General features: G+C 53.5%; 17 protein-coding genes. All 17 read right to left on the reverse strand.

Annotation, left to right across the window (positions count from 1 at the left end; genetic code table 11):
- Window positions 1–13 precede the first annotated feature (13 nt).
- The 17 genes from BMZ10_RS09500 to BMZ10_RS09580 all read right to left on the reverse strand — a co-directional run bounded on the left by BMZ10_RS09500 (window position 14) and on the right by BMZ10_RS09580 (window position 18,213).
- Window positions 14–1,138, reverse strand: coding sequence for a hypothetical protein (locus BMZ10_RS09500; protein ID WP_143070278.1), 1,125 nt, complete (start codon window positions 1,136–1,138; stop codon window positions 14–16).
- Window positions 1,128–2,060 carry a hypothetical protein gene (locus BMZ10_RS09505; protein WP_143070279.1) on the reverse strand — a complete coding sequence of 311 codons (933 nt, stop codon included), beginning with the start codon at window positions 2,058–2,060 and terminating at the stop codon, window positions 1,128–1,130. Before BMZ10_RS09505 ends, BMZ10_RS09500 begins: the two co-directional genes overlap by 11 nt.
- On the reverse strand, window positions 2,041–3,099 hold the full coding sequence (gene pseI, locus BMZ10_RS09510) for a pseudaminic acid synthase (protein WP_093460636.1): 1,059 nt from the start codon (window positions 3,097–3,099) through the stop codon (window positions 2,041–2,043). Before pseI ends, BMZ10_RS09505 begins: the two co-directional genes overlap by 20 nt.
- Window positions 3,096–3,626: a UDP-4-amino-4,6-dideoxy-N-acetyl-beta-L-altrosamine N-acetyltransferase gene (pseH, locus tag BMZ10_RS09515; RefSeq protein WP_256214458.1), complete on the reverse strand. Its 531-nt coding sequence runs from the start codon at window positions 3,624–3,626 to the stop codon at window positions 3,096–3,098. The genes pseI and pseH overlap by 4 nt, the downstream gene beginning before the upstream one ends.
- A gap of 70 nt (window positions 3,627–3,696) precedes the next feature.
- Window positions 3,697–4,398: a pseudaminic acid cytidylyltransferase gene (gene pseF / locus BMZ10_RS09520; protein WP_093460639.1), complete on the reverse strand. Its 702-nt coding sequence runs from the start codon at window positions 4,396–4,398 to the stop codon at window positions 3,697–3,699.
- On the reverse strand, window positions 4,398–5,555 hold the full coding sequence (gene pseC / locus BMZ10_RS09525) for a UDP-4-amino-4,6-dideoxy-N-acetyl-beta-L-altrosamine transaminase (protein WP_093460642.1): 1,158 nt from the start codon (window positions 5,553–5,555) through the stop codon (window positions 4,398–4,400). The genes pseF and pseC overlap by 1 nt, the downstream gene beginning before the upstream one ends.
- A 2-nt stretch (window positions 5,556–5,557) precedes the next feature.
- Window positions 5,558–6,556 carry a UDP-N-acetylglucosamine 4,6-dehydratase (inverting) gene (gene pseB, locus BMZ10_RS09530; protein WP_093460645.1) on the reverse strand — a complete coding sequence of 333 codons (999 nt, stop codon included), beginning with the start codon at window positions 6,554–6,556 and terminating at the stop codon, window positions 5,558–5,560.
- A 10-nt stretch (window positions 6,557–6,566) separates the two neighbouring features.
- Window positions 6,567–7,913, reverse strand: coding sequence for a lipopolysaccharide biosynthesis protein (locus BMZ10_RS09535; protein WP_256214459.1), 1,347 nt, complete (start codon window positions 7,911–7,913; stop codon window positions 6,567–6,569).
- Window positions 7,914–7,991: 78 nt separating this feature from the next.
- Window positions 7,992–8,513, reverse strand: a complete 522-nt coding sequence (rfaH, locus tag BMZ10_RS09540; protein ID WP_177182096.1) for a transcription/translation regulatory transformer protein RfaH — start codon at window positions 8,511–8,513, stop codon at window positions 7,992–7,994.
- Window positions 8,514–8,630: 117 nt separating this feature from the next.
- Complete coding sequence (locus BMZ10_RS09545; protein ID WP_093460648.1) at window positions 8,631–10,082, reverse strand: MBL fold metallo-hydrolase RNA specificity domain-containing protein; 1,452 nt, start codon at window positions 10,080–10,082, stop codon at window positions 8,631–8,633.
- Between the two features lie 115 nt (window positions 10,083–10,197).
- Window positions 10,198–11,283, reverse strand: coding sequence for an LPS O-antigen chain length determinant protein WzzB (locus BMZ10_RS09550; RefSeq protein ID WP_093460651.1), 1,086 nt, complete (start codon window positions 11,281–11,283; stop codon window positions 10,198–10,200).
- 160 nt (window positions 11,284–11,443) lie between these two features.
- Complete coding sequence (locus BMZ10_RS09555) at window positions 11,444–12,511, reverse strand: LPS O-antigen chain length determinant protein WzzB (RefSeq protein ID WP_093460654.1); 1,068 nt, start codon at window positions 12,509–12,511, stop codon at window positions 11,444–11,446.
- 148 nt (window positions 12,512–12,659) lie between these two features.
- Window positions 12,660–12,917: a lipopolysaccharide assembly protein LapA domain-containing protein gene (locus BMZ10_RS09560; protein WP_093460657.1), complete on the reverse strand. Its 258-nt coding sequence runs from the start codon at window positions 12,915–12,917 to the stop codon at window positions 12,660–12,662.
- 25 nt (window positions 12,918–12,942) lie between these two features.
- A complete protein-coding gene (ihfB, locus tag BMZ10_RS09565) occupies window positions 12,943–13,242 on the reverse strand; it encodes an integration host factor subunit beta (protein ID WP_037011901.1) in 300 nt (99 codons plus the stop codon).
- Between the two features lie 270 nt (window positions 13,243–13,512).
- Window positions 13,513–15,198 carry a 30S ribosomal protein S1 gene (rpsA, locus tag BMZ10_RS09570; protein WP_093460660.1) on the reverse strand — a complete coding sequence of 562 codons (1,686 nt, stop codon included), beginning with the start codon at window positions 15,196–15,198 and terminating at the stop codon, window positions 13,513–13,515.
- A gap of 121 nt (window positions 15,199–15,319) precedes the next feature.
- Complete coding sequence (gene cmk / locus BMZ10_RS09575; RefSeq protein ID WP_093460663.1) at window positions 15,320–16,009, reverse strand: (d)CMP kinase; 690 nt, start codon at window positions 16,007–16,009, stop codon at window positions 15,320–15,322.
- Window positions 16,006–18,213: a bifunctional prephenate dehydrogenase/3-phosphoshikimate 1-carboxyvinyltransferase gene (locus tag BMZ10_RS09580; RefSeq protein WP_256214490.1), complete on the reverse strand. Its 2,208-nt coding sequence runs from the start codon at window positions 18,211–18,213 to the stop codon at window positions 16,006–16,008. Before BMZ10_RS09580 ends, cmk begins: the two co-directional genes overlap by 4 nt.
- Window positions 18,214–18,224 lie beyond the last annotated feature (11 nt).

The following is an 18,224-nucleotide window of genomic DNA, read 5'->3' on the forward strand; positions in this document are numbered from 1 at the left end:
GCTAAAGAGAGCCTCAAGACCTCAACAGCGCGTCGCCACTATTACGATACTGGTTCAGATACCTACGGAAGTACCAATGAAAAACCAATGGAAAAACGAGAAAATCGAAAAGATTGAATAAATAAAAAATATCGAAATAGGCTCTAAACAAATATAAAAAAAGAACAGAAGCCAGAAGATATTTTTTATCTACCAGAAGTTGGACTAGCGACACAAACACCACTACAAGAAAGGGTAACAGAGCAGCTCCATAAAATGACTGCAGTCTAATGTAAGCATTGTGAGGGTTCCCACCGAAATCGACGACAGCGTCGACCTGGCTCAAGTCTGTACCTTTGAGAACATTCAGGAAGTTTAAATGCGCAAGGAAATCGCCTGCAATTTTGAAACGATCACTTGTGAGCCCCGCACCAAGATTAGTGTCCACCATAACGACGTCCATTATCTGGCTCCAGAACAAAGCAACGGCAACCATTGAAAGAAAAGCACACACCGCTGCCGCTATGGGACTACGCTTGATTAATACGAAAGAAAATAGAAGGACCGAAATTACAAGCCCATTGCGGCTATACAGAGGAATGCTTATAACGACGACCAAGAACAAAGGCCACAGCGCTATAACTTTGCCTGTTAAAACACGAGAATAAATGTATCCGCTTGCAAGCGCTATCAGCGCGCCTGAATAGACGTTCCTGCTAGAACCTTCCAACAGGTTATTAAACTGAGATGGGCCATACCCCTCTACAACAATGAGATACAGGCTAAAGGCGAGCATCAAGTAAAAAGGGTATTCAAAAAATACGGCAGTCTTTTCGTAGTCCAAGGTGAACCAAGCGACGCCAAAGCACCCCAAAAGTATAAACACTGTGAACACGCTTCGAAATGAGGTTTCTTCAGAATTAAGCCACGAAAATCCAAAGATACATAAGAATACCAATATCGTGCATACAAAAGGCTGCCCGAGTCTTCTTCCTCGGTTAGCAAGCATCATAAAAAAAATGAGTGTACCGACTATTACAACGCTTGTCCTCAATGCGAGGTCACCATAATAAAACGCTGCTGCACACAACCCAACGTAAGCACAGCTGAGGCATAGCATAGTGAGATATATAAATCTCGCCAAAATATTATGACGCATTATCGACCCCAGCACCTTCGGGAACCCAAACTCCCAATAGTTCAGACGAGGGGGATACCTTCGAGGCAGAAAGCAAAGTCACGCCCTCCTGTTCCAATGAGCGCTTCAGCTCGATTAGAAGAGTGCGCGTTCCCACTCCGCTCTCTCCTATCGCCGTTTTGTGTGGCGTTACCATCTCATCCGAAAGAGGGACCAACCCAATGTCCGCCGCATCGTCAAAAATCATTGCCTCTGGGCTGCTGCCATAAAAATGCGGCCCGCCGAAATCCAGGCCGTGAATAACGATATTCTTGAACCCCATGTTTCGAGCAAGGAATATCATGCTGATCACGCTTGAGACCGCCTGGGGCAAGACACTGCGTTCAGCCAGAGCTTTCTTCAGAATATGCGGCACACCTTGCGGGCTAAATATCCGAAAATGGCGATCTTGCATAAACAGTCCATTATCACTGTAAAGCCCTGCTATCATGTTATGCGAATTTTTTAATTCGGATATATTTTTAAAGACAATCTTAGAACAATCAAACGCCTTTGATTTTTTCAGGCCAGAGTAAATCCACGTTGTTGCTTGGATAAAGCGTTTATCCTTATGAGAGGCACATTCTATAAAGTGAATGTCCGGGTCAGGACATTTCAAAAACGAATAGTTGAAACCAATCACATAAGCGGCAGACCGGGGAATTGTGTTGAAAGTATAATTCAGACTCCAACCTGATGCGAGAATGTGACAATCCGACTTAGCGGTCTGTTCTTCGGACATCTTGAATTCCGCCATCCCTCGCTTGCGGAGACGATTTGCCCGGTAAAGTTGAAGCTTAGACTCCCATAATATCCAGAACAGGTCCGCGATGGCTAATTGCAGTGACATAGGCAGGCGCTGCAATAACGATCTAACATTTTTCTTAACCAAAGTCGAGCTCATCGAGTAGCACCGGAGTATTGATTAAAACATCACGGGTCACTGTACAGCCCAGAATTCTATCAAGCATTTTGGGAGACGCGCCAAATCCAGGCCTAACGCTCCGGATACAGTCTTCTGTAATTACGGACCCAGCTTTAAGTGCTTTAACGAAGTACAGTGACCGCCGGAACTGCACATTTCCGACCTCACTGGACTTTCGCCCATAGTCGATGCTCCCCAAAGCGCTCCAGGCGGTCTTAGTGTCACGGCAAAGCGCCGCCAGCTCCGCAGGCTGTAGAGAAAACGAGTCGTCGGGGCCACCGTTATTTCGATCTAGCGTCACGTGCTTCTCAATGATCGACGCACCTAGAGCAACGCTGGTTATCGCAGTTGTGTTATCCAGTGTATGGTCCGACAACCCCGTTACCAAGCCAAACCTCTTCCTCATATCCGAAATAGTATGAAGATTATAGTCAGCAGCCGGAGCTGGATATCCACTCACGCAGTGCAAAATGGCAAGCTCTGTACAGCCCCCCTCCTGTGCAGCACTGATCGCCTCAGATATCTCTTCAGCATCAGCCATCCCCGTCGAGATAATCAAGGGCTTCCCGGTGGACGCGGCGTATCTGATCAGTGGCAAGTCGATCGCTTCGAATGAAGCAATTTTGTAAGCAGGGGTGTTAAGATCTTCAAGAAGATCGATCGCAGTTTTGTCAAAAGGCGAACTGAAAATCGTGATATCCAAACTTCGTGCAAATTCAAAAAGGGGCCGATGCCAATCCCATGGCATATGGGCTTCTCGATATAGATCATAGAGCGTTCTGCCATCCCATAAACCGCCTCGAATTTGGAAGTCTGGACCGTCGGATTTAAGCGTGATGGTATCAGCGGTATACGTCTGTAATTTTACAGCGTCAGCGCCTGCCAGCTTAGCCTCTCTAATAATAGCCTTTGCGGTCTCAATATTACCGTTATGGTTCGCCGACAATTCTGCAATAATGTAAGGCGGCTCATTACTTCCGATGCAGCGACCATTGATCTTAATCGTAGGAGTCTTCATACCTTAACCTTGTCACTGGCCCATTCTTCGGCCAGGAGTCCGAAGCAGATTACAGAATTATATTCCTTACCATCAAATGCATGACTTCGCAAACAACCTTCCTGTACGAACCCTAAATACTCATGAAACCCGATGGAGGCGTTATTATATTCAAGCGCTTGGCCACATATTTTATGCAATTTTAAATTATCAAACCCGTAACGCAACCCCTCTAAGCCAAGATGCCGGCCATCGCCTTTCTGATGGTCGGGGTCCATATAAAAACCCCAGTCCGCCACCCTTCCCTTGCCTTGGAGCGAAAAGTTGAGAAAACCGATCGGCTTTCCCAGCTTTTCGAAGATTAGAAGACATTTCGCGTCATCTGCACAAGCGCGCTTAAACCAAGCTTGATGCTCTTCCATGCTGATAAGATGCTGGGTATACATGTAACGCCGAACTTCCGGATGATTACGCCAACCCAAAACCAGGTCGAGATGTTCATCACCCATCAGTCTGAGTTTATAAACGTTGCCGCTGCTATTTTCCACAATCATCTCCCCAAACATTCAGACCGCGCGCTCCCCTATTGTCAAATAGCTAACGGAAGACTGTGGCGGGTTAATTCTCTCCGGAGGCTAACGCGAACGCCTTGAACATCCACTCTGCCCGGATCCAGTCTTCCTCGGTATCAATATCTTGAACGAGATGCATCGGAAGATGAACAGGCACTGATTCCACTGAAAAGATGCGGGTTCCTCGAAGCCAAGCTTGAGTTTTTCCCCAGTAAAATTGGCCCGCATCATGATAAGCCTCCTCCAAATCTTGAGACCGGACGCTGAACATTTCCGGGCTAAACATTTGAACACGACCTTCTTCATTCAGCCTGACCGCGCGCTGAATAGGAAACGGGTATTTCGTAACGGAAAACGCATACGACGCATCGGATAAGTTCAGCTCGTGCAGCCCGCGACTGATGTCGTCAGGTCTGACGAAAGGAGCAGTCGCGTATAAACAACATACTTCTTGGAAATCGGTGCCGTCGCTGGAAAGCGATTGGATTGCGTGCTGGATAACCGGGATCGTTCCGGTGAAATCGTCGGAAAGATTTTCAGGCCTGATGAAGGGGACGTCTGCCCCATAGTTTTTAGCAACATTGCTGATTTCGACGTCGTCAGTGGACACTATCACCCGATCAAAGCATTTACTCTTTAAAGCAGCTTCGATGGACCAAGCAATCAGAGGTTTACCACCAAACTCCTTGATGTTCTTACGAGGAATTCGCTTACTTCCTCCGCGGGCAGGAATAACGGCCAGTCTCATCACAGCAACGCCTGATGTAGAGCTGCGATTACAGTATCCTGGTCGACTTCAGACATCGTTGGGAAAAGCGGGAGGCTAATCGCTTCCTCATAATAGGCCTCAGCCTGGGGAAAGCCCTCGCCGCTGAATCCCATTTGCCTATAGTAAGGCTGTTTATACACAGGAATGTAGTGCACGTTCACACCAATGCCTTGGGCACGTAGAGAACGGAACACCTCCAGGCGGCTTTTTGATATTTGATCTAACTGAAGGCGTATTACGTAGAGATGAAAGCCGGAATAGCTTTCAGGATGCTGCCAAGGTGTTACTACCGGTAGCGAGGCAAGCATGTCATCATACCGAGCCGCAAGAGCGTGCCGCTTACTGACATATTCATCGAGGCGGTCCAGTTGACTGATTCCCAACGCGGCCTGCAACTCAGTCATCCGATAATTGTAGCCTAGATCAATCTGCTCATAATACCAAGGTGCAGGATTGGCCTCTTCCATCAGGTCTGGATTGCGCGTAATACCGTGACTTCGCAGCAGCTCCATCCTTTCCGAAAGCGCCGAGCTATTGGTCAGCACCAAGCCGCCCTCGGCTGTCGTGACAATTTTCACAGGGTGAAAACTGAATACCGTTATATCGCTGTATTGGCAACCACCTATAAATTGATCTTTATACTTACCACCAATCGCGTGAGATGCATCCTCTATCACCTTGAAACTGTAACGCATGGCCAAAGCATGTATGGCTTGCATATCACAAGATTGGCCGCAAAGGTGCACGACGACCAGTACCTTCGGCAGCTTTCCTTCGCGAGCTGCATCTTCAAGCTTAAGGCTCAATGCGTTTGGGCAAATGTTGTACGTTTTCGGATCGATATCGACGAAGTCGACGCTCGCCCCGCAATAAACACCACAATTCGCGGATGCTACGAAGGTCACGGGCGACGTCCACAACCAATCTCCCGGACCCAGGTCCAAAGCCAGACAGGCAATATGCAGGGCGGAAGTTGCACTGTTAACAGCGAGGGCATATTTCGCGCCTACATGTTTCGCCACACGGGCCTCGAACTCTGGAACCTTCGGTCCCTGCGTCAGGAAGTCAGATTGCAAAACCTCAACAACGCTATCGATGTCCGCCTGCGTAATATCCTGCCGGCCATATGGAATCATTCTCAGATACTCCCTATTTTTCCTTCATTCGCTTCAATCCATCGCTGCAAATCTTCGTCAGACATCCACTCACTGTTGTTATCGCTTGAATAAACAAACCCTTCGGGGACTTTCTTCCCATCTTTTATTCTGGTTGGGCAGCTAGCCCATTCATTGATGACGGGAAGAATTTTGAAGTGCTCAGGGTATTCGTACGTATAATAAGCATCTTCTGCACTGATCATCTGCTCGTGCAGCTTTTCCCCAGGGCGAATACCGACGATCTTTTGACTGGCATTTGGAGCGACTACGCGCGCAAGATCCGTAACTTTCATGGAAGGAATTTTCTTGACGTAAATTTCGCCTCCTTCCATATCCTCGAACGCGTGCCACACCAGCTCTACTCCCTCCTCCAGCGAGATCATGAAGCGTGTCATTCGCGCATCGGTGATTGGAACTTCGCCTGTGTCTTTCACTGACATGAAGAAAGGAATAACCGATCCCCTTGATCCCATGACATTGCCGTACCGCACTACCGCCATCCGAGTATCATGTCCACCGGCGTAAGAGTTGCCTGCTACGAACATTTTGTCGGACGCAAGTTTAGTAGCACCGTATAAATTGATTGGGCTACTTGCCTTGTCAGTAGACAGTGCCACCACTCGCTTCACGCCCTTATCTATACAGGCGTCAATCAGATTCATTGCGCCGTTGATGTTGGTTTTGATGCATTCGAACGGATTATACTCGGCTGTTGGAACGATCTTGGTTGCAGCGGCGTGAACCACATAATCAACGCCGTCCAGCGCTCTGTACAAGCGATCCTTATCACGAACATCACCAATAAAAAATCTGACGCGGGGATCGCCGGCGAACTTCTTCGCCATATCCCACTGCTTCATTTCATCGCGAGAAAAAATTATTATCTTTTTCGGATTGTATTTTGCCAGAGTCATTGGAACAAAAGTGTTGCCAAAGGACCCTGTACCACCGGTGATAAGAATGGTTTTATTAGTGAACATATTCACTCCCTTACATACTTTTAATAGATTTTTGACGAGCACATCTTGTGTCGTAAAAATAACTCAATGTTTTCCAACACAGAATTAGGACCTGCGCCGCCAACACTGCTACTGGAATTGCGATCGCGCCTATCAGATCAACCAGGACCCACGCCAAACCGCAGAAAGCTATAAATCCTACCAAATGGCTTTTAATAATAGGAGAGTCGAGTCCCTTGGCATATAAACCATAATGAGGAATCATACTCAGGCCGCTCATTACGGCCCCAGCCAGCACCCAAGGGAAGAGATACTTTTCTTGGATATAAAGGTCCTTCCCCAGCCATTCTAGAATCGGGCCAATTGCCAATAAGGCAATAAAACCAAATAAGACACTTAGGACGATCGTATGTGTCGCTAACCTTTTAAACTCTGCATTAAACCCATCAACATTTCCGTCATGATGCAATTTGATCATGTTGGGATAGATAAATGAAAATACACCAGCATCTAAAAATGAGATTAGCGCCGCACTGAGACCGGCGAATAGAACATAAGCACCTAAGTAGCGCAGCCCGGCGGTGTGTTCAAACCAATACCTGTCAACCGTCGATATTCCTCTCAGCGCCAAGGTAGCGATCACCAAAGGAACCGCTACCTTCAAGCCTGTCGCAATCCAACGCCAATCAACGTCGGCCCGCCATCCTCCGATATTCAGCCGCGAAAGCTTATGGATGGCGATTACCATAGCCACACTACCACCAATCAGCCAAGCGCCCAGCACTACTGGCAACGTACGATAATCCACGTCGTAATACATCAAGGCCGTCACCAAAATCGCCCAGGCGCCTGACCTGACGAACAGCATCACGCTGACCGTTAATTGCTCTGAAACTGCTACGAGCAATCTGCTGAGCTCCTGATTGAGATGTTCCAACACCAAAAGAGCAAAAAACCAGCTCATTAACGCCCAAGGCAACAGGTCTTGGTAGAACAAGATGGACAGCCCCGGCATCGCCAATGCGTACAGCACTGCTGTTAGTGCAACTTGAGACTTCAAAAATTCGCCCCAACGACTCCGATCATATTTCAAGAGTTCGCGGGTCGTGTAGGTGTAGAAATCAAATCCCAACACATACAGTGCATAACTGACAGTCACGACCATCAAGCCGTATAACCCGAGGTCCTCAGGATTCAGCAACCGGGCCAAAAAAAAGACGAGCACAAATTTGCAGCCGAGCGTCAGACTGCGTAGCGCCACGCTCAGAAGTCTTCGATAACTTGCTGGCATCATCGCGAAGGTTCCGCTGAACGTCGGGCAAGGCGCGAACGGGTGAGCAGCAGGTCTGTATTCTTGGTCATAGGTCTCTTCGGACACGCTACCGCCCCAGGATTTAACGTTCGTTTCCTGAAAACGCAGCTTCTGATTGTCTGGCCGACGACAAGTCGGCCTGGTTTAGCCCAACGCTATGCTCGCCAGCGGCACACTGACCTGTTGCTGGCGGTTCAAAATATTGATCAGCAGAATCACACGCTCCTCGCCGTCCTTCCCGAGGAAAACGGCGTCGAGGTCTGCGTATTCTTCGTGCTGGAATTTCACGGTTGCGCCCGCCTTCAGCGGCGCAGCCGTTGTATCGATCACCCGGCTCTTCAACTCGGCGACCAATGACGCGCGAACGGCCAGTGGCTTACCGCCAAAGCTGACGATACGGGCCACGCCGCGAGTCGAGCGCAACGGCGCCCAACTGGTGTCGTATGGAAGGTTGATGAACAGATAACCCGGGAAAAGCGATTCGGAAAGGGACTGCATGGATCCCTTGACCACTTCCCGGCGGACACATATGGGCCGAACACACTCATAGCCCTGACGAAGCAGGTTGTCTTGAGCACGCGCGTCCTGACGAGGCTTGCATTGCACCAGATACCAGCTTTCCTGCGATATCTGACGTGGGGCACTGGTAACGCTTAAAATATCCATCTCCTGTCACCGCTTGCGTATGCGTCCATCGCATTGCGGCCTTACTGCTGGCTGATGCGTCTTGAGTCGGTCCGTCTGCCTGGCAGATTTCATCCAGGCAGGTCGTCGGAGGACCGCTTATTCGATAATCAATGGCATGCGCTTGAGTTCGTATTTCCTCATCAGCACGCTGCGTAATGCCTTCCTTGCTTGTGGCTCGCCGTGGACAAGCCGGATTTCGGACGGCCACTGTGACATTTCAGTCACGAACTTTACCAAACCCTGCTGATCGGCGTGTGCAGAATATCCGCCCAATGTCGTGATTCCCGCATGAATGTCGTAACGCTCCCGATCAAGCTCGACATAACCGCCTTGCGGCCCATGCTTTTGAATCGAGGCGCCGGGCGTGCCTTTGGCCTGATAACCCACGAATACGACATTATGCCTCGTGTCACCGAGCATGGCTTTGAGGTAGTCGACAATGCGACCGCCGGAGCACATCCCGCTGCCGGCAATCACGATAGCGGGTCTGCGGGTGCTGGTCAGGTAATTGACCACCTGCAAATGGTCGGCATGCGTCTCGACCTTGATCAGTTGTTTGAAATTGAGCGGATTTCGCCCGCCAGCCGTACGAAGGGTCGCTTCCTCGTCCCAGTAATCGGCAAGTCCTTCGTACACCGCGGTCAGCCTGGTCGCCAATGGCGAGTCGAGGATGATCGGAAGGGTTGGCCAGTCAACGCCCATTCCGCCCGTTTGCGCCGTTTCGCTCTTGGCCGACAAGGTACCGGGAATGGCTTTGCGGTGGAGAATATCTTCGATTTCGTAGAGCAACTCTTGCGTGCGCCCCAGACTGAACGCGGGGATAAGGATCGTGCCCTGATCGGCGAGCGCCTGTTCGATCACCTTCTCAAGGCGCTCATGCCGCGTGCTGCGGTCTTCATGCAGGCGATCGCCATAGGTGCTTTCCAGTACCAGCGTGTCGGCGCGCTCAGGTGACACGGGACTCGGCAGGATTGGCGTGTCCGATGCCCCCAGGTCACCCGAGAATACGATCCGCTTGCTCCGGTTTTCCAGTGGGTACTCAATGTCGCATTCGACGTACGCCGACCCCAGAACATGCCCGGCACGCTGAAGCCTGATGCGGCATTTGAGCTCAGGGGTGTCGACGATGCCGAACCAGTGATCGAACGGCAGAGCAATGACGCGTTCGGCGATCTGCTTGAGGTAGCGCTCGACCAGCGCACCCTCGTGGCTGTACTGAATGCTGAACGCGTCTTCGAGCACCACAGGCAGCAGTAACGCCGATGGTTCGCTGCAAAGGATCGGGCCCTTGAACCCGGCGGCGAGAAGTTCGGGAAGCCTTCCTACATGATCGGCGTGCACATGGGTGACGACCAGCGCCTTGATCGAGGCCACCACGTTTTCCAACGAAGGGCCCTCCGGGTTCAGCCGGCGCTGGGTCGCTGCCTCCTCACCCTGAAACAGCCCACAGTCAATCAACAGGCTCAGCGCGGCGTCCAGCGCCAACTGGTGACACGAACCCGTGACGCCCTCGACTGCACCATGGTGAATGATTTTCGGGTATTGCATGAGAGTCCCTCTCAACAGACTTAAAGAACCACGCCCTCAAAAAGGGCGACGTAGCATAGCGACTGAGCCCGCTACGTCTTGTCTTTAACGTTTCAAGGTGTGACCAGGTATCGGCTCACTTGAAGAGGGAAATGTTGCGCCGCATGCCTGCCAGGTACTGAATACTCGCGATCAGGACGCCAATGACGGCACCCAGAATCAGTGCGAGGCAGACGATCAATACCTTTTGCGGTTTGACGGGTCTTTCAGGCGCCTCGACTGCGCCATCGCCGATATACACCCTCACCGTGGCAGGATCGATCTGGATGGCGTGCAGGTATTCGGCGCGCGCCTGCAGGGCTCGCAAGTTCGGGATGAAAGGATCGTCAGAAGTACGGGACTTCAAATTGTCGATCTCCGCACGCAATGCCTTGGCGCCCCTCATGTAAACAAGCGAGCCATTCATGTCTGCCGAAATGCGCGAGGGCCCCCCAGCCGTGATAATGGGTGGATTCTCCAGGCCGATGTTTTCGGCGATGCGCAAGGCCTCATTCAAACGAGCCAGCAAGTCGCGGCGATTCAACTGGGCGCTCTCGCGCAGGCCAGCGATTTGCAACTCTATATTGCGCGCCAATACCTGATTCTCGCTTGAAACGTTGAGGATCATCTCGGTCTTGGACGCTTCTTCGATCCAGTCGATATAGGTCTGCAGCCAGTGCGCTGCCTGCGGCGCGTTGGTGTGCAGGAAGCGCACGCTGTTGCGGCCAAGTGGAGCCAGGCTCTGCCCACGCACCACTGGATCGGTGGCCACAACCGAAATGGACCGCATGAACTTACCGTACAGCGCGGTGCGTGAACCCGCGCGTTGCTCGGCACTCAGCGAAGGCAGGTAAAGCTCTTCGAAAAATCTCTGACGCAACGCTTCGGATTGCAGGTTGCGCAGGAAGATGCCGTAGACGTCATCAACGGTGAAAGGTACGACCCCCTCCTCTTCCGACCGGCCCGCATTGAAAGCGGCGATGCCATTCGCCGAAGGAGGCAGTACTGAAGTCCTGGCCTCATAGACTGGCGGGGTCAGGAATAAGTAAGCGCACGCGGTAATAAGGCACACGCCAACGGTCAGCGCGACTGACAACTTGCGCTGCCAGACCACTTCAAAAAAAGAAAAGAGATTGATTGACTCTAAATGAGAATCACTGCGCTCTAAAACAGCCTTGTTCAAACCAACCGCCTGTCATCAGTCCAATCAATGCAGGCGCGTCAACTCTAGCGGTTGATGTGCTTGGAAATGCCACGGCATGTTTCCACCTACAGGTATGAAATCATCGTGCCATCAAATGAGCAGATTTCCAAGACTTGACATCACTCTGTAATGAATTTTCCTACAGCTGAGATGGGTCTATTCTCTTTGCAGTTCGGAAACGTCTCACAACATACCTAGCGATCGCGACTACGACACCCAAGACACCGCCACCTAGAACGCCCACCAACAACAAGAGCGCTTTCTTGGGTTTGATCGGACGATCAGGCTCTTCCACGTTGCCATCTTGTCGATATAAGGCGACATCTTCGGGATTAACATTAAGCCCATGATAGAAGCCGGCCTTGATTTGCAGGTCGCGCAGGTTTTCGATGAAGGGGTCGTTCGACTCGCGCTCTTCGAGGTTTCTGATCTCGGCCCTCAGCGCTTTCGCACCGCGCATATAGGTCAGTTGACCGTCCATGGCAGCTGAGACCTCAGAAGAAAGATTACCGGAGATCAGCGGCGGGTTCTCCAGGCCGATCGACTCTGCGATGCGCAGCGCTTCCTTCAACTGCACGATGCTGTCTTCCTGAGCTTCCTTGCCGCTGATGCGCAGGGTTTCGATCTGCTGCTCGATGTTGCGGGCGCGGACCTCGGCCTCCCGGGTCACGTTGCGAATCATCTCGGCTTTCGCGACATCATCCGCGCGCTTGAGGTACTCGGTTATCCATTGCGCAGCAACAGACGGATCGTTTGTCCGCGCACTGATCTCATAACGGTCGGAAGATCCTCGAACGGGTGCAATGGTCAGATCAGCAAGCAACGCGGCGTAAAGCAGTTCCCTGGAACCTTCCTGTTTATCTTTGGGAAGTGATGGCAGATAAACATCATCAAAGAACTTGCGACGCAACGATTCAGATTGAAGACGACGAATGAATACATCGTAAACATCCTTCACCGAGTACGGATCAAGTTCGGCCTCTTTGGTGCGGCCATAGTTGAAATCCGCGATGCTGTTGTAGGTGGGCGGCTGCAGAAACAGTTTCGCTTCGTACACAGGCTTGCTCAGAAATGCATAAGCCCCGACAGCGACGGTAACGATAAGCGTGATGAGGATAATCAGGGTCTTTTGAGCCCACAGTTCCCGGGCCACTTCAATCAAGTCAATCTCGTCCGCGTCCTGCGAATATCGGGAAGAAGTCGTCATGTATTAGTCCTTTATATTTGGAGCAAGACCAGACGGCAGATACGAAACCAAGCGTATCAAGAGTAGCCTGATCAATAGGAGATTGCGGGAGGGGCTGCATGATAGAGGTCCGGACAGGACATCCCCAGCGATATGTTTTGCAAATTGTTTACTGCACGGCCTGCCGATTCCCGCGAACCGCAAGCCGACGGCGCTTTCCGAACCCCAAAATAAAGGCTACTACCGGACCAATCAACATACCCAAGAGAAACGCCAGAATAACCGGCACGGCAATGGACAGCTCGGGTGCAGTCCATCCGAAAAACACCAGCGTCACGGACTGCTGGTTTTCAAGCACGAATACTACCGTCGCCGATACGATCAGCAGGACGACGACGAAGAAGCTCAGACGTTTCAGATTTCGCATACAGCATCCACTCCCCCCATAACGGCTATTGGAGTTCGTGCTCTTCCTCTTCGTTCACCCGGTCACGCAATTCTTTTCCGGGCTTGAAGTGAGGGACGAATTTCCCGTCGAGGCTGACGGATTGTCCGGTCTTGGGATTGCGACCGACGCGGGGCGCGCGGTAGTGCAGGGAGAAACTGCCAAAGCCCCGTATCTCGATACGGTCGCCAGTGGCAAGGCATTGCGACATCTGCTCAAGCATCGTCTTGATGGCCAGCTCCACATCTTTGGATGAGAGGAGTCCTTGATGGGTGACAATTCGTTCGATCAACTCCGACTTCGTCATATTTTTCCCTTCTTTTTCAAGCAGCTAGGTAAAGCGCTTTGAAGGTTTTAGCATGACCGGAAGATTTTGAACAGCCCATGTATCGACTTATGTGAAAGCCGTTTCCAGGCAAGAGGCCATTATCGCGCCCAGGTCTCATTAACCGTGGCCTGGCGAGTCTATGGCTCGGACAGACGACTGACGCTATAGGACCCTGGATTGCAGCGCGCAAAACCGTCGCCCACAAAAAAGGGCGACCGAAGTCGCCCTTTTTCAATGGTCAGACAGAACTCAGTTCTGCTTTTCCATTTGAGCACGCAGCAGGTCACCCAGAGTGGTAGGACCTGTGTTCTCAGCGGTGTCAGGCTTGCTACGCAGGCTCTGAATCGCTTCTTTCTCGTCTTCAACGTCTTTCGACTTGATGGACAAGCTGATCACGCGGCTCTTACGGTCAACGCTGATGATCTTGGCTTCGATTTCTTCGCCTTCTTTCAGAACGTTACGCGCGTCTTCAACGCGGTCACGGCTGATTTCGGAGGCTTTGAGGGTAGCTTCGATGTCGTCGGCCAGAGTGATGATGGCGCCTTTGGCGTCAACTTCTTTAACGGTACCGCGAACGATAGCGCCTTTGTCATTGACAGTGACGTACTCGGAGAACGGATCGCTTTCCAGCTGCTTGATACCCAGCGAGATGCGCTCACGCTCTGGATCAACAGACAGGATCACGGTGTCGAGCTCGTCGCCCTTCTTGAAGCGACGTACGGCTTCTTCGCCCACTTCGTTCCAGGAGATGTCGGACAGGTGAACCAGACCGTCGATGCCGCCGTCCAGACCAATGAAGATACCGAAATCGGTGATCGACTTGATGGTGCCGGAGATCTTGTCGCCCTTGTTGAACTGGCCAGAGAAATCTTCCCATGGGTTAGATTTGCACTGCTTGATGCCCAGGGAGATACGACGACGCTCTTCGTCGATGTCCAGAACCATGACTTCCACTTCGTCGCCAACCTGAACGACTTTGGATGGGTGGATGTTCTTGTTGGTCCAGTCCATTTCGGAAACGTGTACCAGGCCTTCCACGCCTTCTTCCAGCTCTGCGAAGCAGCCGTAGTCGGTCAGGTTGGTAACACGCGCGGTGACGCGAGTGCCTTCCGGGTAACGAGCCTTGATAGCAACCCATGGGTCTTCGCCCAGTTGCTTCAGGCCCAGGGAAACACGATTGCGCTCGCGATCGTACTTCAGGACTTTTACATCGATCTCGTCGCCAACGTTGACGATTTCAGATGGATGCTTGATGCGCTTCCAGGCCATGTCGGTGATGTGCAGCAGGCCATCGACGCCACCCAGATCGACGAATGCGCCGTAATCGGTGAGGTTCTTGACGATACCTTTGACTTGCTGACCTTCCTGCAGGGATTCCAGCAGAGCTTCGCGCTCGGCGCTGTTCTCGGCTTCCAGGACGCTGCGGCGGGAAACGACAACGTTGTTGCGCTTCTGGTCCAGCTTGATGACCTTGAATTCCAGCTCTTTGCCTTCCAGGTGCGTGGTGTCGCGCACTGGACGGACGTCAACCAGAGAACCTGGCAGGAACGCACGGATGCCGTTAACGTCGACAGTGAAGCCGCCTTTAACCTTACCGTTGATAACGCCCTTGACCACTTCTTCAGCTGCGAAAGCCGCTTCCAGAACGATCCAGCACTCAGCACGCTTGGCTTTTTCGCGGGACAGTTTGGTTTCGCCAAAGCCGTCTTCGACCGCGTCCAGCGCAACGTGAACTTCGTCACCGACCTTGATGGTCAGCTCGCCAGCGTCGTTGTAGAACTGCTCGAGCGGGATGACGCCCTCGGACTTCAGGCCAGCGTGTACGGTAACCCAGTCGCCGTCGATGTCGACAACGATACCGGTGATGATTGCACCCGGCTGAAGATTGAGGGTCTTTAGGCTTTCTTCAAAGAGTTCTGCAAAGCTTTCGCTCATTTTAATTCCTGTTGATAAGGGCGAAGTAACCGCCCATCTGCCACGCTCCAGACAACGTGGGTTTCGTTCATATGAAAGAAAGCCTGCGGGACTATGACTGGTCTCCCACATGGCTTCCTGGTCATCCAGCGAGATCGCGAAGTGCGACTTCACTCAGGATGCGTTCAAGCACCTGCTTGATGGACAATTCGGTGGAATCCAGCTGAATGGCGTCATGCGCCGGTTTGAGCGGGGCTACCGCTCGCTGGGTGTCGCGCTCGTCGCGGACACGTATCTCATCTAGCAGACTCGACAGACTAACATCGTCACCCTTGGCCTTCAACTGCAAATATCGGCGGCGAGCACGCTCTTCGGCGCTGGCGGTCAGAAAAACCTTCAGGGGCGCGGATGGAAAGACCACCGTGCCCATGTCCCGGCCGTCGGCGATCAGACCGGGAAACTCCTGAAATGCACGCTGACGCTGCAGCAATGCCTCACGCACCGCCGGCAACGATGCAACCTGCGAAGCGCCGCTGCCGATCTGCTCGTTGCGGATCGCCAGCGTCACGTCCTCGCCTTCCAGAATGATGCGCTGACCATGGTCGTCGGTCGCCGCTTCAAACTGGACGTCAAGGTGTGCCGCCAGAAGTTTTAGTGCCTCTTCATTGGTCAGATCGACGCCATGATTGCGGGCTGCAAATGCCAACAGACGGTACAACGCGCCGGAATCCAGCAAGCACCAACCCAGACGCTTGGCCAGCAGACCGGCTACCGTACCCTTCCCGGAACCGCTAGGTCCGTCGATCGTAATGACCGGAGCTTGAACTTTCACGATTGCCCCTCTTGCGCTACACGAATACCCACCTGGGCACAAAGCGCCAGGAAATTGGGGAAAGAAGTCGCCACGTTGGCGCAGTCCCGGATCCGGATCGGATCGGTAGCGCACAACGATGCGATGCTGAAAGCCATGGCGATGCGATGATCACCATGACCATTGACCTCGCCACCGCCGATGATTCCGCCTTCAATAATGAGGCCATCGGCGGTGGGTTCAACCTTTATACCCAGCGTGGTCAGACCGTCGGCCATGACCTGGATGCGATCGGACTCCTTGACCCGCAACTCTTGAGCGCCACGCAGCACGGTACGCCCTTGAGCACAGGCCGCGGCGACGAACAACACCGGAAACTCGTCGATCGCAAGTGGCACCAGCGCTTCGGGAATCTCGATACCGCTGAGTGTCGCCGAACGCACGCGCAGATCGGCAACCGGTTCGCCGCCCACCTCTCGCACATTCTGCAACCTAATGTCAGCCCCCATCAGGCGCAGGATGTCGATGACGCCGGTGCGGGTCGGGTTGATCCCGACGTGCTCGAGCAGCAGATCGGAGCCTGGCGCGATTGAGGCGGCCACTAGGAAGAAGGCCGCCGAAGAAATGTCGGCCGGCACTTCGATGCGGGTCGCTTGCAGCGTGCCGCCCGCCTGCACGCTGACCGCAGCTTCATTGACCGTGACCGGGTAACCGAAGCCGCGCAGCATTCGCTCAGTGTGGTCCCGCGTCGGTGCAGGCTCGGTCACCGTGGTGTCGCCCTGTGCGTAGAGGCCGGCGAGCAGCAGACAGGATTTGACCTGCGCGCTGGCCATCGGCATGTCGTAAGCGATGCCGTTGAGGGCCTTGCCGCCACGAATCGTCAGCGGTGGGTGGCCATCGGCGGCGGTCTCGATGACTGCGCCCATCTGCCGCAAAGGCTCCGCCACACGCCCCATCGGCCGCCTGGACAAGGACGCATCGCCGGTCAGCACGCTATCGAAAGGCTGCGCCGCGAGCAGGCCGGACAGCAGGCGCATGGAGGTGCCGGAGTTGCCCAGATAGATCGGACCGGGCGCGGGTTTCAGGCCATTGAGGCCTACGCCGTGAATGGTCAGTCGGCCATGATGCGGCCCTTCGATGACCACGCCCATGTCCCGGAATGCCTGCAGCGTCGCCAGCGCGTCCTCCCCTTCGAGGAAGCCTTCGACTTCGGTGACGCCTTGCGCCAGCGAGCCGAGCATGATCGAGCGATGGGAAATCGACTTGTCGCCTGGCACCCGGATCTGCCCGTTCACACTGCCGCCCGGTTGGGCAACGAACGTCATATCGTCCGCAGCGGCCTTTTCGACGTAGGCACGCCGCGCGAGGATCTTGCCGAAATGCTCGCGGGCCACGCGCGCCCGGGTGAAAACGCCCAGCAGTTGATGGCCGTCACCCGCGTCCACGGCGTCGCGCAGGGCGTCGAGGTCGCTGCGGAAGGTGTCGAGCGTGCGCAGCACCGCCTCGCGATTGGCGAGAAAGATGTCGTGCCACATCACCGGATCACTGCCGGCAATCCGGGTGAAATCGCGAAAACCGCCCGCTGCATAGCGGAAAATGTCCAGATTCTCGTTGCGCTTGGCCAGCGAATCCACCAGCCCGAACGCCAGCAGATGCGGGAGATGGCTGGTCGCCGCCAGCACTTCGTCGTGACGCTCGACCTGCATGTGCTCGACGTCGGCGCCCAGCGCGGACCACATACAGTCGACGAGCGCCAGCGCTGCCTGATCGGTTTCAGGCAGCGGCGTCAGAATCACTTTATGCCGACGGAATAACTGCGCGTTGGAAGCCTCCACTCCGCTTTGTTCGGAACCGGCAATGGGATGCCCGGGGACGAAGCGCGCCGGCATGGCGCCGAACGCCTCGCGAGCGGCACGCACGACGTTACCCTTGGCGCTGCCGACATCCGTCAGCACGGCGTCGCCCAGCTCCAGCGTAGCCAGCACCCTGAGCAGTTTTTCCATCGCCAGAATCGGCACGGCCAGCTGAATGACATCGGCACCGACACAGGCAGCAGCAAGACTGTCTTCACAGCGATCGACCACACCCAGTTCGACGGCCATTCTGCGCGACTGCGGGTCGAGATCGACGCCCACCACTTCACGACACAGACCGCTCTCTTTCAGGCCTTTGGCGAACGATCCACCGATCAGACCGAGACCGACCACCACCAGGCGGCCGATCACAGGCGCGCCGG

The organism is Pseudomonas sp. NFR16 (genome assembly GCF_900108875.1).
GTDB lineage: Bacteria > Pseudomonadota > Gammaproteobacteria > Pseudomonadales > Pseudomonadaceae > Aquipseudomonas.

Excerpts from the sequence above, each read along its gene's own strand:
- pseB (WP_093460645.1), bottom strand. The coding sequence starts at position 6,556 with ATGTTCACTAATAAAACCATTCTTATCACCGGTGGTACAGGGTCCTTT.
- BMZ10_RS09545 (WP_093460648.1), bottom strand. The coding sequence starts at position 10,082 with ATGCAATACCCGAAAATCATTCACCATGGTGCAGTCGAGGGCGTCACG.
- BMZ10_RS09555 (WP_093460654.1), bottom strand. The coding sequence starts at position 12,511 with ATGACGACTTCTTCCCGATATTCGCAGGACGCGGACGAGATTGACTTG.
- pseC (WP_093460642.1), bottom strand. The coding sequence starts at position 5,555 with ATGATTCCATATGGCCGGCAGGATATTACGCAGGCGGACATCGATAGC.
- ihfB (WP_037011901.1), bottom strand. The coding sequence starts at position 13,242 with ATGACGAAGTCGGAGTTGATCGAACGAATTGTCACCCATCAAGGACTC.
- BMZ10_RS09500 (WP_143070278.1), bottom strand. The coding sequence starts at position 1,138 with ATGCGTCATAATATTTTGGCGAGATTTATATATCTCACTATGCTATGC.
- BMZ10_RS09505 (WP_143070279.1), bottom strand. The coding sequence starts at position 2,060 with ATGAGCTCGACTTTGGTTAAGAAAAATGTTAGATCGTTATTGCAGCGC.
- pseI (WP_093460636.1), bottom strand. The coding sequence starts at position 3,099 with ATGAAGACTCCTACGATTAAGATCAATGGTCGCTGCATCGGAAGTAAT.
- BMZ10_RS09560 (WP_093460657.1), bottom strand. The coding sequence starts at position 12,917 with ATGCGAAATCTGAAACGTCTGAGCTTCTTCGTCGTCGTCCTGCTGATC.
- pseF (WP_093460639.1), bottom strand. The coding sequence starts at position 4,398 with ATGAGACTGGCCGTTATTCCTGCCCGCGGAGGAAGTAAGCGAATTCCT.
- rpsA (WP_093460660.1), bottom strand. The coding sequence starts at position 15,198 with ATGAGCGAAAGCTTTGCAGAACTCTTTGAAGAAAGCCTAAAGACCCTC.
- rfaH (WP_177182096.1), bottom strand. The coding sequence starts at position 8,513 with ATGGATATTTTAAGCGTTACCAGTGCCCCACGTCAGATATCGCAGGAA.